This window comes from Tenacibaculum sp. 1_MG-2023 (genome assembly GCF_030547425.1).
GTDB lineage: Bacteria > Bacteroidota > Bacteroidia > Flavobacteriales > Flavobacteriaceae > Polaribacter.
Genome location: NZ_JAUORH010000002.1, coordinates 207,522 through 225,918 on the forward strand (window position 1 = coordinate 207,522; position 18,397 = coordinate 225,918).

The window sequence follows — 18,397 nt, forward strand, 5'->3', positions numbered from 1 at the left end:
AAACAAGTCTTCTTTTTGAATTAGATTTCGGAATATTCAAATCTCGATTATCGAGCAAAATTGCAAGCAATGGCATTAGAAATCACTAAAGACTTATTAATAAACGTACAAGAACTGATTCAACATCAAAAAGACACTGCTCTTTCTGATATTTTTTCAGATATTCACCATGCTGATATTGCTGAAGTTTTAGATGAACTATCTTTTGAAGAAGCTGTTTACATTATACGTTTATTAGATAGTGAAACAACTTCGGATGTATTAATGGAAGTTGATGAAGAAGTTCGTGAAAAAGTTTTTGAACAACTATCTGCCAAAGAAATTGCTGAAGAGGTTAATGAGCTTGATACCGATGATGCTGCCGATGTTATTGCAGAACTTCCTGAAGAGCGAAAACAAGACGTAATTCAGAGAATTGAAGACCGTGAACATGCCAAGGAAATTGTAGAATTACTTCGTTATGATGAAGATTCTGCAGGTGGATTAATGGCAAAAGAGCTTGTAAAAGTAAATGAAAATTGGAATGTACTTACCTGTGTAAAAAAAATGCGTCAGCAGGCAGAAGAGGTTACTAGAGTTCACTCTATTTATGTAGTTGATGATGAAGGTAAATTAAAAGGACGTTTGTCTTTGAAAGACTTGTTAATGGCGTCTACTCGTTCTAAAATTTCAGATGTTTACATTCCAAAAGTAGATTTTGTTCATGTACACGACGATGCGGAAGATGTAGCTAACATTATGCGTAAATATGACTTAGAAGCTATTCCTGTTGTAGATGAATTAGGTGTTTTGGTAGGTAGAATTACTATTGATGATATTGTTGATGTAATTAAAGAAGAAGCTGAAAAAGATTATCAATTAGCAGCAGGTATTACCCAAGATGTTGACTCTGAAGATAGCATTTTACAATTAACCCGAGCTCGATTACCGTGGTTATTCTTAGGTTTAATTGGAGGTATTGGAGCTGCAAGAATTATGGGCTTTTTTGAAGGAGCTTTAGAAGAAAACGCTATTCTTTTTATGTTTACACCTCTTATTGCCGCTATGGCTGGTAATGTTGGGGTACAATCATCAGCAATTATAGTACAAGGGTTAGCGAATGATGATGTAAAGGGAAGTGTTACCAATAGGTTATTAAAAGAAATGTCTCTAGCTGCTGTAAACGGGCTTGTTTTAGCTATTATCTTATTTTTCTTTATTTGGGCTTGGAAGTCAGATATGATTATAGCTTCTGCTATCTCAATCTCATTATTTGCTGTTATTATAGTAGCTGGTTTGGTAGGTACTTTTATTCCTTTGTTTTTAGACAAGAGAGGTATCGATCCTGCAATTGCAACAGGACCTTTTATTACGACTAGTAATGATATTTTTGGAATTTTAATCTACTTTTGGATAGCAAAAATGATTATTGGCTTCTAATCGATAGATTCTACTTTCTCAATCAGATTATCAATCTTACTTTCAGGGATAAACCCTTTTAACATTAACACAGCTCCAAAAACGATTAATAACACACCCATTCCTCGTTTTATTCGATAAATTACCAATGGAGTTAATCTACTTTTAAGCTGTTTGGCAAGTAGTATTTTTCCTAAATCAGCAATAGCATAACCAACTATTACAGTTCCAAAATACCAAACTAAATACTTTGGATTCATATCATACGTAGGCCCTATAACGACAATTAAACCTAACCAAAAGGCTAGTACTCCTATATTTATAAAGTTCAAGAAAAAACCTTTAAATAATAGTTTTAAGTAATTATTGCTTTCTGGCAACATTACATCAGGAGCTTTTGCTTCTTTTTTATTGTTTTTATCTAAATACGTAATTAAACCGTAAACTATAAGCACCAATCCACCAATAAGAAACAAACGCGGATCATCTTTTATTTTTTCTAATAGACTTCTACTTCCAAAATAGGCTATTAACATAAAAGAAATATCCCCTAAAATCACTCCTATATCAAAGGCAATAGCTGCTCGAGCACCTTTTAAAATACTAGTTTTAATTAGCATAAAAAATACTGGCCCTATCATAAATGCCATGAATACACCTACAAAAAATGCGTTTTTAAAATCGTGGAAGTCCATTTTATAAAGTTACGGTTTTAACTAAACATCATCAAAATCTACCACAACTTTCTGTGTTGTAGGATGTGCTTGACAAGTAAGTACCAAACCTTCTTCTAACTCATCATCAGTTAAAATAGAATTTTTAGTCATGACAGCTTTACCCTCGGTAACTTTTGCAATACAGCTACTACAAACTCCTCCTTGACAAGAATATGGAGCATCTAATTTATTTCGCAAACTCGCAGCCAAAATAGTATCGGTCTTTTCCATCATAAAAGCATGCTCTTCATCATCTAACAATACCTTAACTTCTGATTTTCCATCTGGGATGTTTAGCTGAGCTTCTTCTTCTGAGATACTTGCAGTAAATAGTTCAAAATAAATATTTTCTTTGTCAAACCCGTTTTCTTGAAGTGTTTCTGAAACTGTTTGAATCATTTCTTCAGGTCCACACAGGTATGCTGAATTAAAAGAAATATCTTTATGAATATTCTTTACAAAATAATTTATATGTCCTTTATCAATTCTACCAAACTTACTGTTGATTTTCACCTCTTGACTGAACACATAGTGCAAGTTAAGTTGAGTAGGATACTTTTCTGCTAGCTCATTTAATTCTTCATAAAAAATCGTGCTTTCTGATTTTTTATTCCCAAAAACTAATGTAATTGTTGAAGTCAATTCGTTTTCTAGCACCGTTTTCACCATTGATAAAACCGGTGTAATACCACTTCCTGCAGCAAAAGCAATATAATTTTTGCCTGCTTGCGGCTCTAAAATGAACTTTCCTTCTGGTTCAGAAACCTCTAAAAAAGTATCTTCTTTTAGCTTCGTAGTTGCATAGGTTGAAAATGTTCCGTGGTCAACGGCTTTTACTGCAACCTTAATTTGATTGCTATTAGGTGAAGCACATATAGAATACGCTCTTCTTATTTCTCTATCATCTAGAGTAGCTTTTATGGTAATATATTGCCCAGCAATAAAAGTATAAGCTTCTTTCAATTCTGCTGGAATAGCAAATAAAATAGAAACAGCATCAGCAGTTTCTTTTATTATTTTTTCAATACGTAGTTTATGAAATGTAGACATGTATTCTTTTTAAAGAGCTACAAAAATAAGAAACTCAGCACGAACAAAAGTTAGGGTTATTATAAAATATATACCTAAAAATCTTATGTATAAGAAAATTAAGTATATTTGCATACCTAAGATTTTTAGGTATACAGCAGAAACTTGTTTTTATGGGCAATCAAAAATTATACAAAGGTTCTTTACAAACCATCATTTTAAAACTACTAGTACAAAATGATAAAATGTACGGGTATGAAATCACTCAAAAAGTAAAAGAACTTACGAAAGGGGAATTAAAAATCACAGAAGGTGCTTTGTATCCAGCTCTACATAAACTAGAAGCTGAAGGTTTATTAGATGTTGAAGTTGCCAAAGTTGGAAATCGTTTACGTAAATATTACAAGCTTACCGAAAATGGTACTAAAGAAACTGTAAACCGACTCTCAGAAATGCAAGAGTTTTTAAACACCATGCAACAATTGGTAAACCCTAAATTTAGTTTGGAGTAAAAGTAATTAGCTATGGAATTAACAAAAGAACAAATTAAAAAAATAGACCTTTTTTTAGAAGGAATAGGAATTGAGTATATAGATATTCGTTTTGAAATGGTAGATCATATTGCTTCTGAAATTGAAAATAATATTCAAGATACTAATGCTTTTTTTAAAGGGAGAGGTTTTCAAGTCCCTTTTATAAAATATATGTTGAGTAGAAAAAAAGCTTTTAAAAACCGGTATAAGAAACAAACTAAAAGATTGCATTGGTACTACACTAAAACAATTTTAAAAGACATTCTTAAAAAAGCTATGCTACCTAAAAACATGCTAGCAATAATTTTGCTTTCATTTTTTTGCTTCTTTTTTGGCTCAAAATATGTTAAAGGAACTTCAATTTTAATTTTTAGTTCCTTAATCCTAAATCTCTTATACACTTCATTTATAACGTATAAATTCACAAAAAAACATAAAACTCTTAAATTTGTAAAAACCTATTCTTTTATTAGCTCATTGCTTATTATAGTCCCTCTTAATCTTCCGAATTTTTTAAATATTTTTTATAACGGAAACTATCATGAAGAAGCTATATATATTTATTTAGTAGCTTTTATTTTTAACTACTTGCTTTCTCAAAGTTTTTTAGAGAAAAAAGATTTTATTGAAAATAAATACAAGTATTTAATTCAGTAACTATGAAACTAACCGACCAACATATAGAGCAACTCTACAAGTTTACACGTCAACATTATGTAGAACATTACGACGTGCAAACCGAATTAGTAGATCATCTAGCCAACGATATAGAGCAAATTTGGAAAAAAAAGCCAACACTTACTTTTAAACAAGCACGTGACAAATCTTTTAAAAAATTTGGTGTGTTCGGGTTTATGGATGTTGTTGAGGAAAAGCAAAAACAACTTGGAAAAAAATATAGAAAAGTACTCTGGAAGTATGTAAAAGAATGGTTTAAACTTCCTAAAACAATATTCACAACAAGTATTTTTCTACTCTTTTATTATTTCATGCAAGTTTCGGTTGGAATTTATGTAGTCGGGTTTTCTCTATTTACTTTAGCTGTCCTTGACCTTTATTTTGTAACCAAATTGAAAAAAGAGTTCAATAAAAGAACTAGAAAAAACAATAAAAAATGGATGCTTGAAGATTATATTTTTAATGTGGCATCTTTTGGAGGTGCAATGGTAGCTTCTAACCTACCTCAATTATTTAATCATATCGAAAAAAACCCTTCTCATGTTGGAGCTTTACTTATATCCTTAGTATTAACTTTAACTATTATATATTCCTACATTACACTTGTAGTTATCCCTAAAAAAGCAGAAAAACTATTAGAAGAACATTACCCAGAATACAGGTTAGTGAACCCTACAGCAATCTAATTTACTTTTTCCCATCAACTACAACTACTATCTCGCCTTTAGGTGGCTTTTCAGTATAATATGCTAGCACTTCTTTTACACTTCCTCGTTTGGTTTCTTCAAACAGTTTTGTCAATTCTCTAGAGACCGATAGTTGTCTGTCCTCTCCAAAATACTCCACAAAACTTGTAAGTGTTTTCAATAACTTGTGTGGACTCTCATAAAAAATCATCGTACGTGTTTCTTCTGCTAAGAATTTTAACCGTGTTTGACGTCCTTTTTTTACAGGTAAAAAACCTTCAAAAACAAATTTATCATTCGGTAACCCCGAATTCACCAAAGCTGGAACAAACGCAGTAGCTCCTGGTAAACACTCTACATCAACACCATGTTGTACACATGCTCTGGTTAATAAAAAACCAGGATCGGAAATAGCAGGGGTTCCAGCGTCAGAAATCAGTGCAAACGTTTCACCACTTTGCATACGTTTTACAATGGTATCCACTGTTTTGTGTTCGTTGTGCATATGATGTGACTGCATAGGTGTAGCAATATCAAAATGCTTTAGCAGTTTTCCACTGGTACGCGTATCTTCCGCTAAAATATAATCTACTTCTTTTAAAATATTCAGTGCTCTTAGCGTAATATCTTCTAAATTCCCAATCGGTGTAGGTACCAAATACAATTTACTCATACAACAAAGCTACAACAAAGTTTTCTTACATTTGTCCTATGCCAAAAAAGCTGTTAAAAAATATTGATTTTCCTTCGGATATTAGACAACTTAATCCTGAAAATTTTCCGCAATTAGCGAAAGAATTGCGTGAATTTATTATTGATGTGGTTTCCACAAAAGAAGGACATTTAGGTGCAAGTTTAGGAGTGGTTGAACTTACCATTGCACTTCATTATTTGTTTGATACTCCTAACGATTTATTGGTTTGGGACGTTGGGCATCAAGCTTACGGACATAAAATTTTAACAGGAAGAAAAGACGTTTTTCACACCAATCGTCAGCTTGATGGGATTTCTGGTTTTCCAAAACGTTCTGAAAGTGAATACGACACTTTTGGCGTGGGGCACTCCTCTACTGCTATTTCAGCAGCTTTAGGAATGGCAATCGCCTCAAAATTACAAGATATTGAAAAACACCATATCGCAGTAATTGGTGATGCCTCTATCGCAAGTGGAATGGCTTTTGAAGCCTTAAATCACGCAGGAGACACCAATGCTAATTTGTTGGTTATTCTGAATGATAATGCGATTGGTATTGACCCATCGGTAGGTGCATTAAAAGATTATTTAACTAAGATTAAATCACCTAGATTAGAAATTGAGCAACATAATATTTTTGAAGCTCTTAACTTTGATTACTCGGGACCAATTAATGGACATAATTTTGAAGAATTATTACGTGAATTAGATCGATTAAAAAACGTTCAGGGCCCTAAGTTTTTACACGTAATAACTACCAAAGGGAAAGGATTACGACAAGCAGAACAAGATCAAGTAAGGTATCACGCTCCTGGGAAATTTGATAAAGTTTCTGGAGATGTTCTACCTAAAGAAGCAAGTAAATACACTAAATTTCAAGATGTTTTTGGAAAAACAATTGTTGAACTAGCGAAGCAAAATGAAAAAATTGTAGGAATTACGCCCGCTATGTTAACTGGGAGTTCCTTAAAATTTATGATGCAAGAGTTTCCTGATAGAACATTTGATGTAGGTATTGCTGAACAACATGCTGTAACCTTAGCTGCTGGTATGGCAACTCAAGGACTAGTTCCTTTTTGTAACATATATTCTACCTTTTTACAACGAGCTTACGACCAAATAATTCACGATGTTGCTTTACAGAGCTTACCTGTAATTTTCTGCTTAGATAGAGCAGGATTGGTAGGTGAAGACGGAGCAACACATCACGGAGTTTTTGATTTAGCATATTTACGTTGCATACCCAACCTAATTGTATTTGCCCCTCGTAACGAAATAGAGCTACGTAACATAATGTTTATCGCTCAACAAGGATTAGAGCACCCAATTGCGATTCGTTATCCAAGAGGGAAAGGAAAATTAGAACAATGGCAACTTCCTTTTGAAATCATGGAAATAGGGAAAGGAGTTTGTTTAAAAGAAGGAAGTCAAATAGCAGTGTTATCTATCGGAACAATAGCTGAAAATGTCTCAGAAGCAATAAATCAGCTTGAAAACAACGAATCGGTTGCACATTACGACCTACGCTTTGTAAAACCTTTAGACAAACAACTTTTAGACACTATTTTCAAAAAATTTAATACTATTATCACTGTTGAAGACGGCGCTATCAAAGGTGGATTTGGAAGTGAGGTATTAGAGTATGCTTCCAAAGCAAATTATCAAGGAAAAATCAAACTATTAGGAATTCCTGATGAGTTTATACATCACGGTACGATTCAACAATTACAAGAAGTATGTGGAATTGGTGTTAATTCAATTAAAAAAACAATTCAGAGTCTTCTATAAAAGAAAAGCGAACCAAATTGGTTCGCTTTTCTTTTATAGAAGACTCTCAGAATATTCTGAGGAATAATTCTCTTTTCTTAGTTATTTAAAGCTTCTGCTCCTCCAACGATCTCTAAAATTTCGTTTGTAATAGCAGCTTGACGTGCTTTGTTATACGTTAATAATAAATCATCACGTAATTCCGTTGCATTATCAGTTGCTTTGTGCATTGCAGTCATACGAGCACCGTGTTCGGCAGCAAATGAATCACGAATTGCCTTGTATAATTGCGTTTTTAATGACTTAGGAATTAACTCTAAAATAATTTCCTCTTTAGACGGTTCAAAAATGTAATCTAAATTAGCATTTGATTCTCCTTCTACTGGTTGAATTGGCAAGAATTGCTCTACTTGTGGTATTTGAGTTGCTGCATTTTTAAATCTGTTGTATATGACTTCTATTTTATCATAAGAACCATCAACAAATAAATTCATTAACTGTTCAGCAACTTCAGCAGCATTATCAAAAGTTAAGTCATCAAAAATATTACTTCTATTTTCAATAACTGTATATTCTTTTGATAAAATATCATTTCCTTTTTTACCAATCGTTAATAAATCAACAGTAGCATCGTTATATTTCTCATTAATAGTTTTAACTGTTTCTTTAATAATAGATGAGTTAAAACCTCCACATAAACCTCTGTTAGAGGTTATAGTAACTAACAATACTTTGTTTACTTCTCTTTCTGTTGAATACACTCCACCTGCATCACTATCTAACGTAGCACTTAAGCTTTGTAATAATTCGGTAAGCTTAGATGAATATGGGCGCATTGCTGTGATTGCATCTTGAGCTTTTTTCAACTTTGCAGCCGACACCATTTTCATGGCAGAGGTAATCTGCATTGTTGATTTGATCGAAGTAATTCTGTTACGTATTTCTTTTAAGTTTGCCATACTTTGTAGTATTTAGTATTGAGCACTGAGTATTGAGAAGTTTCATCTCAATACTCAATACTAAAGTCTTTTATTAAGCTGAAAATTTAGCTGAAACTTCTTTAGCAGCGTCTCTTAAAGTATCAATTACTTCATCAGTTAACTTTCCTGCTTTTAAAGTATCTAAAGTATCTCTGTGCTTAGCATTTAAATACTCTAAATAATCTTTTTCAAATTCTTTTACCTTGTTTACAGGTACATCTTTTAACAAGTTTTTAGAACCTGCATAGATGATAGCCACCTGATCTTCTACAGTATAAGGATCGTTTTGAGCTTGCTTTAAGATCTCAACATTACGCTTACCTTTTTCAATTACATTTAAGGTAGCAGCATCTAAATCAGAACCAAACTTAGCGAAAGCTTCTAATTCACGATATTGGGCTTGATCTAATTTTAAAGTACCTGATACTTTCTTCATTGATTTAATCTGAGCATTTCCTCCTACACGTGATACCGAAATACCTACATTAATCGCTGGACGAACACCCGAGTTGAATAAATCAGACTCTAAGAAGATCTGTCCATCAGTAATCGAAATTACGTTTGTAGGAATATATGCTGAAACGTCTCCTGCTTGAGTTTCAATAATTGGCAATGCTGTTAAAGATCCTCCACCTTTTACTTTACCTTTTAATGAAGCTGGTAAATCGTTCATTTCAGCAGCAATTGCATCATCATTAATAACTTTTGCAGCACGCTCTAATAATCTTGAGTGTAAGTAGAATACATCCCCTGGGTAAGCCTCACGTCCTGGTGGTCTTCTTAATAATAATGATACCTCACGGTACGCTACTGCTTGTTTTGATAAATCATCATAAACAATTAAAGCTGGTCTACCAGTATCACGGAAATATTCTCCAATTGCAGCTCCTGCAAATGGTGCATATACCTGCATTGGCGCAGGGTCAGATGCATTTGCAGCAACAATAGTTGTATAAGCTAACGCTCCTTTTTCTTCTAACATGTTAGCAATTGCTGCTACTGTTGAAGCTTTTTGACCGATAGCTACGTAGATACAGTACACTGGTTGTCCTGCATCATAAAATTCTTTTTGATTTAAGATAGTATCAATAGCAACAGTTGATTTACCTGTTTGACGGTCTCCAATGATTAACTCACGTTGACCACGTCCTACTGGAATCATTGCATCGATAGATTTGATACCTGTTTGCATTGGCTCTGTTACAGGCTCACGGAAAATAACTCCTGGTGCTTTACGCTCTAATGGCATTTCAAAAGTTTCACCTTGAATTGGTCCTTTACCATCAATTGGTTGCCCTAATGTATTTACAACACGTCCTACAATTCCTTCTCCAGCTTTTAAAGAAGCAATTCTTTCTGTACGCTTTACAGTAGATCCTTCTCTTACTGAAGTAGAAGCTCCTAATAATACAACACCTGCATTATCTTCTTCTAAGTTTAATACGATACCTTCTAACCCATTATCGAACTCTACTAATTCTCCGTATTGTACGTTAGATAACCCATAAACACGTGCAATACCATCACCTACTTGTAATACAGTCCCTACTTCGTTTAATGAAGCCTTAGACTCAAAATTTGTTAATTGTTCCTTTAAAATTGCTGATACTTCAGCTGGTTTAATTGCTGCCATCTTATTTCTTTTGATGTATAATTAAATTTTTGGAATGTAATGACTGTTGTCAAACTCTCTCCTTAACTCATTAAATTGGTTAGAAATACTTGCATCGTACTGCACATCTCCAACACGTAAGATAAATCCTCCTAAAATATCAGGATTTACTATATTTTCAATACTCGCATTGTTTCCTGTAAGGGCTACAATTTTAGCTTGTATTTTATCTTCTAATGCTTTTGTTAAAGCTACTGCTGTAGTAACTCTAGCAACGTTAATGTTTTTGTGGTAATCGTATATAACAGCGTACTGCTTAGCAATAGGCTCTAACATTACCATACGCTTGTTTTCCTCTAATAAGTTAAATAATCCTTTTACTATATTATCTACTTTATCACCAAAAAGTGCATTTAAAACTTTACGTTTATCTGCAGCTTTAATTACAGGACTTTTAAGCATAAGATCTAAATCAGCGCTTTCAGCAATTGTATCAACGATTAACTTCATGTTATCGTTTACTAAAGTTTCATTTCCTGAATCTTTAGCTAAGTTTAAAACTGCCTTTGCGTAACGTAATGCTGCTCTTGCTTCTTTCATCTGCTGATTAGTTTAAAATAACCTCTTCTAACATTCCTTCTACAAGCTTTAATTGATCATCTTGTGAAGCTAATTCTTTTCTTACAACCTTTTGAGCTATCTCGATAGATAAATCACCTACTTTTTTCTTTAACTCAGCAATTGCTGCTTGTTGCTCTTGCTTAATGGTAGCCTTAGCATTCTCTACCATAGTAGAAGTTTGCTCCTCAGCTTCTTGCTTTGCATCAGCAATAATTTTATCTTTAATCTCACGAGCCTCTTTCATCATTGTATCTCTCTCAGCTCTTGCTTCTTTTAATAAGCGCTCATTATCTGCTTGTAAGTTTTGCATTTCTTTACGAGCATTTTCAGCTTGATCTAATGCTTTTTGGATTCCTTCTTCACGCTCATTTAATGCGCTTAATATAGGCTTCCAAGCAAATTTTGCTAATAAAAATATTAACACTGCTAAAATGACTAGCTGCATAAAAAACAACCCTACTGAAAAATCATTAAATATACCCATTGTTTCTATTGTATTCTTTTTGTTTTTGTTTAATTTTTTTAAAAATAATTCTTTAGCCAACCGCTAAAGAATTATTTTTTTTGATTTTCTTGTACTATCCTAAAAGTAAAGCACCGAATGCTAAACCTTCTAATAATGCTCCAATAATAATCATTGCAGTTTGGATTTTACCAGCTGCTTCTGGTTGACGTGCGATAGCTTCCATTGCACTTCCTCCGATTTTACCTAATCCTAATCCTGCTCCGATTACGATTAAACCTGCTCCAACTAAATTAAGTGTCATAATAAATTGATTTATATATAATTAAACAAAATTTTAATTCTAATTTATTTAGTGATGATCATGTTCTTCAACTGCCATCCCTATAAATAACGATGATAACATCGTGAAAATATATGCTTGTAAAAATGCTACTAGAACTTCTATCAACGTTAAAAACAAGGTTAATAAAAATGAAATACTCGTTGCTCCTGCAGTTCCAAACTTTGCTTTCAACAATATCATTAACGCCGCAATACCCATTACTACAGAGTGACCTGCAGTAATATTTGCAAATAAACGCACAAATAATGAGAATGGCTTTGTTAACATCCCTAATACTTCAATAGGTGCTAATACTATTTTCATTAAAACAGGAACTCCTGGCATCCAAAAAATATGTTTCCAATAATCTTTGTTTCCTGAAAACTGAACGATAAAGAATGTAAACATTGCTAAACAAACAGTAACTGCTATTTGCCCTGTTACGTTAAACCCTAATGGGGTTAACCCTAATAAATTTAAAGCCCAGATAAAGAAAAACACTGTTAACAAAAACCCCATAAACTTTCGGTAATGTTTCTCTCCAATGTTTGGACGTGCAATCTCGTCTCTAACGTATAACACTAATGGTTCAAGAACACGTGCAAAACCTGTTGGCACAGGCCCCTTTTTATATCCGCTTGCCAAACCTCTAAATCCAAAAAACATTAACAAACCTACTAACAACATTCCAAACACACTTTTAGTAATAGAAAAATCTAACACTTTATGTGCATTGGTAGCGTGATGAGTTTCATCGAAAGCAACCGCAGTTTCCTCTCGATTTAACTCATATATTTTACTATGAATTTTAGCAAGCTTCACTCCACCTTTTTCTACAACAACATGACCGTCATCGTTGTGGTGAAATTCAGAAGACATAAAAGTTTTTAACCCTTGACTTGTCCAAACAATTACTGGCAATGAAAACCCAATATGTTTACGCTCACCTGCATCGTTTGTATACGAAAACAGTGTAAAGTCATGCGAATCTGCTAAGTGATGTTTAATGTATCCATCAATTTCACTTTTAGTATTAACTCTTCCTCCATCTTTTGATTTTGAAGTTGTATCCCCTCCTCCAGCGAACGCTGTAAATGAACTAAATACTATTGCTAGTACCGTTAAAAAATAGACAGGTTTTTTTGCTATCATCATACCTTGCTAAATATAGAATTATGGTCTCTAAATTTCCGTGCAAAGGTACACAATAAATTAAAACTACAAACGGTTTTTTTATTTAGTTTTCTTGAGTCTTTTAACGGCTTACAAAAACAGTGAACTACCTATTATTCAACAACTTTGAAACACCAGCCGCTTCAACGAATAAAAAAGTAAGAATCGGAACTAGTATCGATATTTTTTCTGGCTTAGTTAAACCTGTTTCAGAAAATATCGAGTCCTGATATAGTAATATAAATACTCCAAACTTTACCAACATTAAACCAAGATATAAATAACCTGTTTCATTAGGCAAGTAATTTACCACGACTTCAACTGATATATAAATCACCAATGAAGCTATTGCATTGAATATGTATATTGACAACAATGAAAACGTAAGACTAATATCATTTTTTTCTACAAAAAAATCATTTAAAAAAAAACCTAAAGCACTCAAAGTTAGCACAACCAAGGTGAAAATTATAATTCGTTTAATCATCTTTGTTCGTTAGTTTTGTTACCTCTCTAATTACAGAATACATTGATATGAAAACTGCCACAAGTGTACAAATTTTTACGTAAAGTTGGTTATCGTTCGGGTATTTTTGGTCTAACCATTCACCTAGTAAACTTCCTAAGTAAATAGTTAGCCCCATTTGAAGTGCGATTCCTGTGAATCGTATGTATTTATTAAGCGGTTTTTTCTTTGAGTCCTTGCTCATTTTTATTTAATTCTTTTACCGCTCCTTTCATTGCACAAGTAGCATTGAACTCGGCTCCTGGCTCCACAGATAGTTTCCCTATAATAACATCTCCGGTAATGTTTGCTGAAGATTTCACTGTAAGTGTGTTTGATACAAATAACTCTCCTGAAAAATCTCCTTCTACATCTGCATTAGTACACTCAACTTTTCCTTTAATCAGACCAGTACTACCAATTATTACTCTGCCATTAGTTTCTATAGTTCCTTCTAAAGTACCATCGATTCTAAAGTCTCCTTCAGAGATAATTTCACCGGTTATTTTGGTGTTTTTTCCAATAATGTTTCTTTCTGCAACTTTGTTTTCGGTTGTTTTTTTACTCTCTTTACCAAACATATTCGGGGAATTTAAGGGGTGGGTTTATGCTTTATTTAATTGTTCTATTATTTCTTTTGCTTTTTTACCTTCTTGAGTAGTTGCATAACTAACCGCAACAAACTCTAACGCTTTTTTATAGGTCTCTTTGTCTTGATATTTCCCTATAGCCAAGGCTTTTAGGAGTGCGAATTTAGGGATTAAATTTGATTTTTTTATTGTAGTTAAAAAATTATCTATCTCTTTAACAGTTTCATCAAACTTATTCTCTTTATATAAATAGTATATTTCTTTGTATTTATTTAAAACCTCATCTTCTTTTTTTTCTTCTACAAGTTTTTTATCAGGGTTTAAAATTATTTGAGCAAAACTTGTTTTTGGGTATTTCTGTAAGATAACATTCTTATACTCATTTTCTTTAGCTACATCACCTCCCTTTTTATATATTTGATACAAATGGTAACTTATTGGTAACTCCAACTTATCATCTGTACTAACTTCTCTTAAGCGTTCTAAGTTTTTAATTGCTAGTCTAGCATTTGTAAACTGCTCTTTATAAATTAGCCCTAATTGGTATAATGCATCATTTCGCTCTTGTACAAGGCCCCTAATTACTTTTTCATCTGTAGGTACTGCATCAAGGTATGTTGAAAGTTCATATCTCTTGTTTATTTTTGTTTCATTATCATCTTCTGACACATTATCTGCAACGCTAATGGATTTGTCTGATAATCGCCAGTTATCTTCTAAAGGACGTGTTCCCCATATTTTTTGAAATTCTGCCCTTCCAAACCCTAATGCTTGCGTGTTGTAAAAATACCATTTTCCTTTATTTGCATTATTGTTTATAGAAGCTCCACCTCCAAAGCCGCTTCCGAAGTTTTGAGCATTTAGTAATTGTTGTCTTTTTTCTTCATCTTCTTTTTTTATTTTTTCAATATATGCTTCAAAAAAAGAAGTTCTTTCATCTGGTGTCATTGCTACCAAACCAAGAATACTATCGTTATTTTTTACTGTTTCTTCGTATTTTCTTAAGGTTGTCAGTCCTTTATTTTTTCTACGAATTCTACGGATTCTTTTTTCTTGATCAAACTCTTTAGAAACTACTTGCATTACACTATCATAATACAAACCCGCTAGCAGGTAATTCTCTTTTTCAAAAGCCATATTTGCTAAACGTTCATACGCATAGGTTTTTTGATAATTGTTATTATGTTTTGCTTCTAAAGATTTTTTGTAATATTCTGCTGCTGCTTCTGGGTTATTTCTTCCTTCTTGAACAACTCCTGCCTGGTAGTATAATTCGTTTAAGAACTTTCGGTTATCTGAATTTTTAATTAATTTTCTTAACCTAGCTAACATCAATATTGATGTTGAGTCATTCGGAGTATTCTTAGCAAGTTCAATATCTGCTCTAATGCGAAACCTATATGGTGCTCTTTTATTGTCTGCTAGTTTTCGAAACACCATTCTTGCCGAATCTTTTCTATCTAATTCGCTATAAATTTGTCCTAAAACAAACATGTTTCGAGCTGATTGTTCTTTGTTGTAATGTGTTTTAGTTGCTGAGTTTAGATAATCAACCATTTTTTGAATGGTATCTGTTTGTTCATAGGCCATTGCCATGGCTGTATAAGCTTGCTCTTTTACAGATTTATTTATTTTTTCTTTCTCATCTAAAACGTCTAATAATAACGATAATGTTTCTATAGCTCTTTTTTCGTTACCTAAACGAATATTTGTTTTAGCTCTCCAAATTTTTGTTTCGTAGTTTAAATCTGCTTTAGGGTAATTAACTATCACATAATTAAAGGCTTCTAATGCAGGAATGAAGCGTTGTGTATAGTATCTAGACTTTCCTAACAGTAAATAAGCGTCATCTATTTGGCTATTCTTTTCGTACCCATTAATATTCATCGAATGGGTTTGAACAGCTTTTATAGCTTTTTCTTCTGCTTTTTCAAAAGGTGTTAGGTTTTTGTTTTCTTCCTCTTCTTCAGTATTAAATCCTGTACCGGGAGTAAGTACTTTTGTTGTTAGCTTACTTTCATCAAAAGTTATAGGCTCTAATTGTAAACGCTTCCAGAAATTATCTTCATGTTTTTCTTGAATTTCTTCAAGTCCTTTTAAATACGCTTGCTCTCCATTAAAAAGCACATTGTATTTAGTGGTAACAGCGTGATAACTTCTATTTAAAAAAGCATCCTTTTTAACACTACACGAATACGCGACAGCCGCTAAAACACTGAATACTATTATCTTTACCCCTTTTTCCATATACTATTGCTTTTACAGTACAACAACGTAATAATTGTGTTTTTTGTACGTAAAGAGGTAAAAATAATAATTATAAGATGATTTTCACCTTGTTTTATGCAGAAAAATAGCTTTCTAATTCTTGCAGGGTTTCTTGCGATGTATTTATATCTTTTACAACGTTCCCTTTATCTAAAACTACAATACGTTCGCAAACCTCAGTTACATGGCTTAAATCATGGCTTGAAACTAACACAGTTACATCATTATTCTCTGTTAGTTTTTTAATTATTTTTTTTAGTCTGATTTGCGTTGTAGGGTCTAAGTTTGCAAAAGGTTCGTCTAAGATTATTACTTGTGGATTTCCCATCATTGCTGCTACAATACCAACTTTCTTTTGATTTCCTTTACTTAAACTTCGTAAATACTTTTTCTTTCCTAAAATTTCATCATTAAAAAACTCATCAAATTGAGCTAAGAACCCTTTTACATCTGCCTTATTCATTCCACGTAAATCTCCAACAAAATCAAAATATTCTTCAGGCGTTAGGTATCCTATTAAAAAAGTTTCATCTATAAACGACCCTGTAAATGTTTTCCAGTTCTCACTTTTGTTTACAGTAACTTCATTATTTATAATTTCTCCTGTTGTTGGTCTAATTAAATCTAATAACAGGTTAAACAAAGTTGTTTTTCCTGCTCCATTATTCCCTACTAACCCAAAAGATTGTCCGCTAGGAATCTTCAACTCTTCTAGGTTTAAAACTTGTGTGGTTCCGTATGTTTTTGAAATATTATGTATAGATATCATTTTGTTTAGTTTTTTGGTTGGTTATGATTTTTGGCTAAATGCATGTATTACTGCGTACTTACTTTTAATGTATCTTTTTTCTATAAAACCCATAAAGTAATTTTTAAATGCCAGAGCTAATGTTCCAGCAATTGCAATTGCTAAAACACCTGCATTAAAGCTAACAAACTTGTTGAAAACCCAAAAGAGGAGCATAGGAATTCCCATTATTGGAATTATAATTAAAAATTGTGTTGCACTAGTACCTTGATAGTTTGAAAATCCACTTTTATTTAAGTCTATACGCTTCCTATTAAAAGAGCCCGCAAAGAGTAAAAAGAGAGAATTAAACCCTATATTAAAAATTGCCCCAGCAGTTATTATTAAAAAAATATCTAATCCGTAGAAATAAACATAAGGAATACTTAGCAGGTATAATGCTCCTGAGACTACAACCATTAAATACCATTTACTTTCTAAAAACTTTCGATAACGGATATTTTGACTCATAAGCATTTTGTAATACTCACTATCCCATGCAGGGATAAACTGCCCATAGTTTAGCGTAAACCCTCCTGTAACAAAAACTGCAGCAAAGACTAAAAAAGCAGGCATTTGTTCTCGATACATTTCCTGTCCAAAGAAAATAGCTCCGTAGAAAAGAAATAAAAACGACATAAAAAACACTGTTTTAGTTCGTTTATTCCTCCAAATTTGACGAATATCATTTTTAATAAATGGCGCCACATCTCCCAATCTATCAACAAAAGATAAGTCTGATTCTTTTGCTACTTCTTCTTTACTTTTTATAGCATCATCTAAATATACTTTTTCTCTTAATAATTTAAAATTTACATAGTATAGTCCTACTAGCAAGACCATTCCTATTACTGACAAAGCAGGAAAGTTATATACTGATTGAAAAATAGGCGCAAATACATCATTTACGTTAAATAACTGGTATTTATTTGTAAGAAATAACATTCCGAGTACAGCAATCATCCCTCCTAATGCATAATTATTTTTATTGATTAGAAAGTTTACATAGTTAGCACTTAATACTAGCATAACCATTAAAAACAACCATCCTAAAACTCCCATGACATTGTATCCTTGACCTATTAATACTATTGAAAAAGGCACGTAAAAAAACAGCGGCATTATGTTGAAGAATGACAAAGCTGATTTTCCTAATACAAAATGAACAAGTTTTTCTTTTTTTACAGGTAAGTTTAGAAACGGCTTGATGTTTAATACTGGTAATTTTTGCATTAAATAGCGAAAAATTAAATCTCCAATTAATAAAAAAACAAGAAATCCATTAACAAAAAAAAGTGGATCTGTATTTGGGTATTCTTTTTTAATGAAAAAATACCCTCCTATTCCTATCATTAAAAATGAAACTAGCATCCATAATGCAAAAAAGCTCATGATTATTTTTAATGCAATGCTTTTTCCGAAATAAGAAGAGCGAAAAAACTGCTTCCATTCTAACTTTAAAAAATGTATAATCATTTGGTTTTGTATTTGGTTGATTACCTTATTTGTCTTTTTCTACAACTTTTTGTTACATAAAAAAAGCATCAATTTAAAAATTGATGCTTTTCTACCG

At 32.5% G+C, this 18,397-nt stretch carries 20 protein-coding genes; 5 read left to right on the forward strand and 15 right to left on the reverse strand.

All coding sequences use genetic code 11. From position 1 onward, the window contains the following. The first annotated feature begins 69 nt into the window (after positions 1–69). Positions 70–1,419 carry a magnesium transporter gene (gene mgtE, locus Q4517_RS02695; RefSeq protein ID WP_303505938.1) on the forward strand — a complete coding sequence of 450 codons (1,350 nt, stop codon included), beginning with the start codon at positions 70–72 and terminating at the stop codon, positions 1,417–1,419. Here mgtE and Q4517_RS02700 read toward each other — a convergent pair. Both Q4517_RS02700 and Q4517_RS02705 read right to left on the reverse strand, forming a co-directional pair. Then, the gene (locus Q4517_RS02700; protein ID WP_303505940.1) at positions 1,416–2,093 is read right to left on the reverse strand and encodes a LysE family translocator; all 678 of its coding nucleotides are present in this window, start codon (positions 2,091–2,093) and stop codon (positions 1,416–1,418) included. The two genes, mgtE and Q4517_RS02700, sit on opposite strands and share 4 nt — an antisense overlap. Before the next feature lie 21 nt (positions 2,094–2,114). Continuing rightward, a complete protein-coding gene (locus Q4517_RS02705) occupies positions 2,115–3,164 on the reverse strand; it encodes a ferredoxin--NADP reductase (RefSeq protein WP_303505942.1) in 1,050 nt (349 codons plus the stop codon). 152 nt (positions 3,165–3,316) lie between these two features. Between Q4517_RS02705 and Q4517_RS02710 the strand changes: the two genes are divergently transcribed. Genes Q4517_RS02710 through Q4517_RS02720 form a run of 3 tightly spaced genes read left to right on the forward strand, consistent with a single transcriptional unit; the run spans position 3,317 to position 5,040 of the window. Next, complete coding sequence (locus Q4517_RS02710; RefSeq protein WP_303505945.1) at positions 3,317–3,655, forward strand: PadR family transcriptional regulator; 339 nt, start codon at positions 3,317–3,319, stop codon at positions 3,653–3,655. A 12-nt stretch (positions 3,656–3,667) separates the two neighbouring features. Next, positions 3,668–4,333 (forward strand): hypothetical protein, encoded by a 666-nt coding sequence (locus tag Q4517_RS02715; protein WP_303505947.1) that lies wholly within the window; start codon positions 3,668–3,670, stop codon positions 4,331–4,333. Positions 4,334–4,335: 2 nt separating this feature from the next. Continuing rightward, positions 4,336–5,040: a hypothetical protein gene (locus Q4517_RS02720; RefSeq protein ID WP_303505949.1), complete on the forward strand. Its 705-nt coding sequence runs from the start codon at positions 4,336–4,338 to the stop codon at positions 5,038–5,040. A 1-nt stretch (position 5,041) separates the two neighbouring features. On the opposite strand, the gene rsmI is transcribed toward Q4517_RS02720, so the two are convergent. Next, the gene (gene rsmI, locus Q4517_RS02725) at positions 5,042–5,713 is read right to left on the reverse strand and encodes a 16S rRNA (cytidine(1402)-2'-O)-methyltransferase (RefSeq protein ID WP_303505951.1); all 672 of its coding nucleotides are present in this window, start codon (positions 5,711–5,713) and stop codon (positions 5,042–5,044) included. 38 nt (positions 5,714–5,751) lie between these two features. Between rsmI and dxs the strand changes: the two genes are divergently transcribed. Then, positions 5,752–7,521: a 1-deoxy-D-xylulose-5-phosphate synthase gene (gene dxs / locus Q4517_RS02730; RefSeq protein ID WP_303505953.1), complete on the forward strand. Its 1,770-nt coding sequence runs from the start codon at positions 5,752–5,754 to the stop codon at positions 7,519–7,521. Between the two features lie 77 nt (positions 7,522–7,598). On the opposite strand, the gene atpG is transcribed toward dxs, so the two are convergent. From atpG to Q4517_RS02790, 12 genes are all read right to left on the reverse strand, one after another. Beyond that, positions 7,599–8,459, reverse strand: a complete 861-nt coding sequence (atpG, locus tag Q4517_RS02735) for an ATP synthase F1 subunit gamma (RefSeq protein WP_303505956.1) — start codon at positions 8,457–8,459, stop codon at positions 7,599–7,601. A gap of 73 nt (positions 8,460–8,532) precedes the next feature. Then, positions 8,533–10,113 (reverse strand): F0F1 ATP synthase subunit alpha, encoded by a 1,581-nt coding sequence (atpA, locus tag Q4517_RS02740; protein ID WP_303505957.1) that lies wholly within the window; start codon positions 10,111–10,113, stop codon positions 8,533–8,535. 21 nt (positions 10,114–10,134) lie between these two features. Further along, positions 10,135–10,692 carry an ATP synthase F1 subunit delta gene (gene atpH / locus Q4517_RS02745; protein ID WP_303505960.1) on the reverse strand — a complete coding sequence of 186 codons (558 nt, stop codon included), beginning with the start codon at positions 10,690–10,692 and terminating at the stop codon, positions 10,135–10,137. Between the two features lie 7 nt (positions 10,693–10,699). Beyond that, entirely contained in the window at positions 10,700–11,197 is a 498-nt protein-coding gene (locus tag Q4517_RS02750) for a F0F1 ATP synthase subunit B (protein ID WP_303505962.1), read from the reverse strand. Positions 11,198–11,291: 94 nt separating this feature from the next. Then, a complete protein-coding gene (atpE, locus tag Q4517_RS02755; protein ID WP_303505964.1) occupies positions 11,292–11,480 on the reverse strand; it encodes an ATP synthase F0 subunit C in 189 nt (62 codons plus the stop codon). A 48-nt stretch (positions 11,481–11,528) separates the two neighbouring features. Next, the gene (gene atpB / locus Q4517_RS02760; protein WP_303505966.1) at positions 11,529–12,656 is read right to left on the reverse strand and encodes a F0F1 ATP synthase subunit A; all 1,128 of its coding nucleotides are present in this window, start codon (positions 12,654–12,656) and stop codon (positions 11,529–11,531) included. Positions 12,657–12,780: 124 nt separating this feature from the next. Further along, positions 12,781–13,161 carry a DUF6168 family protein gene (locus Q4517_RS02765; protein WP_303505968.1) on the reverse strand — a complete coding sequence of 127 codons (381 nt, stop codon included), beginning with the start codon at positions 13,159–13,161 and terminating at the stop codon, positions 12,781–12,783. Then, positions 13,154–13,384: an AtpZ/AtpI family protein gene (locus Q4517_RS02770; RefSeq protein WP_303505970.1), complete on the reverse strand. Its 231-nt coding sequence runs from the start codon at positions 13,382–13,384 to the stop codon at positions 13,154–13,156. Before Q4517_RS02770 ends, Q4517_RS02765 begins: the two co-directional genes overlap by 8 nt. Beyond that, positions 13,353–13,760, reverse strand: coding sequence for a polymer-forming cytoskeletal protein (locus Q4517_RS02775; protein ID WP_303505972.1), 408 nt, complete (start codon positions 13,758–13,760; stop codon positions 13,353–13,355). The genes Q4517_RS02770 and Q4517_RS02775 overlap by 32 nt, the downstream gene beginning before the upstream one ends. 24 nt (positions 13,761–13,784) lie before the next feature. After that, positions 13,785–16,016, reverse strand: coding sequence for a tetratricopeptide repeat protein (locus Q4517_RS02780; protein ID WP_303505974.1), 2,232 nt, complete (start codon positions 16,014–16,016; stop codon positions 13,785–13,787). Positions 16,017–16,110: 94 nt separating this feature from the next. Then, on the reverse strand, positions 16,111–16,806 hold the full coding sequence (locus tag Q4517_RS02785) for an ABC transporter ATP-binding protein (RefSeq protein WP_303505976.1): 696 nt from the start codon (positions 16,804–16,806) through the stop codon (positions 16,111–16,113). Positions 16,807–16,827: 21 nt separating this feature from the next. Continuing rightward, the gene (locus tag Q4517_RS02790) at positions 16,828–18,300 is read right to left on the reverse strand and encodes a DUF5687 family protein (protein WP_303505978.1); all 1,473 of its coding nucleotides are present in this window, start codon (positions 18,298–18,300) and stop codon (positions 16,828–16,830) included. Positions 18,301–18,397: the final 97 nt, after the last annotated feature.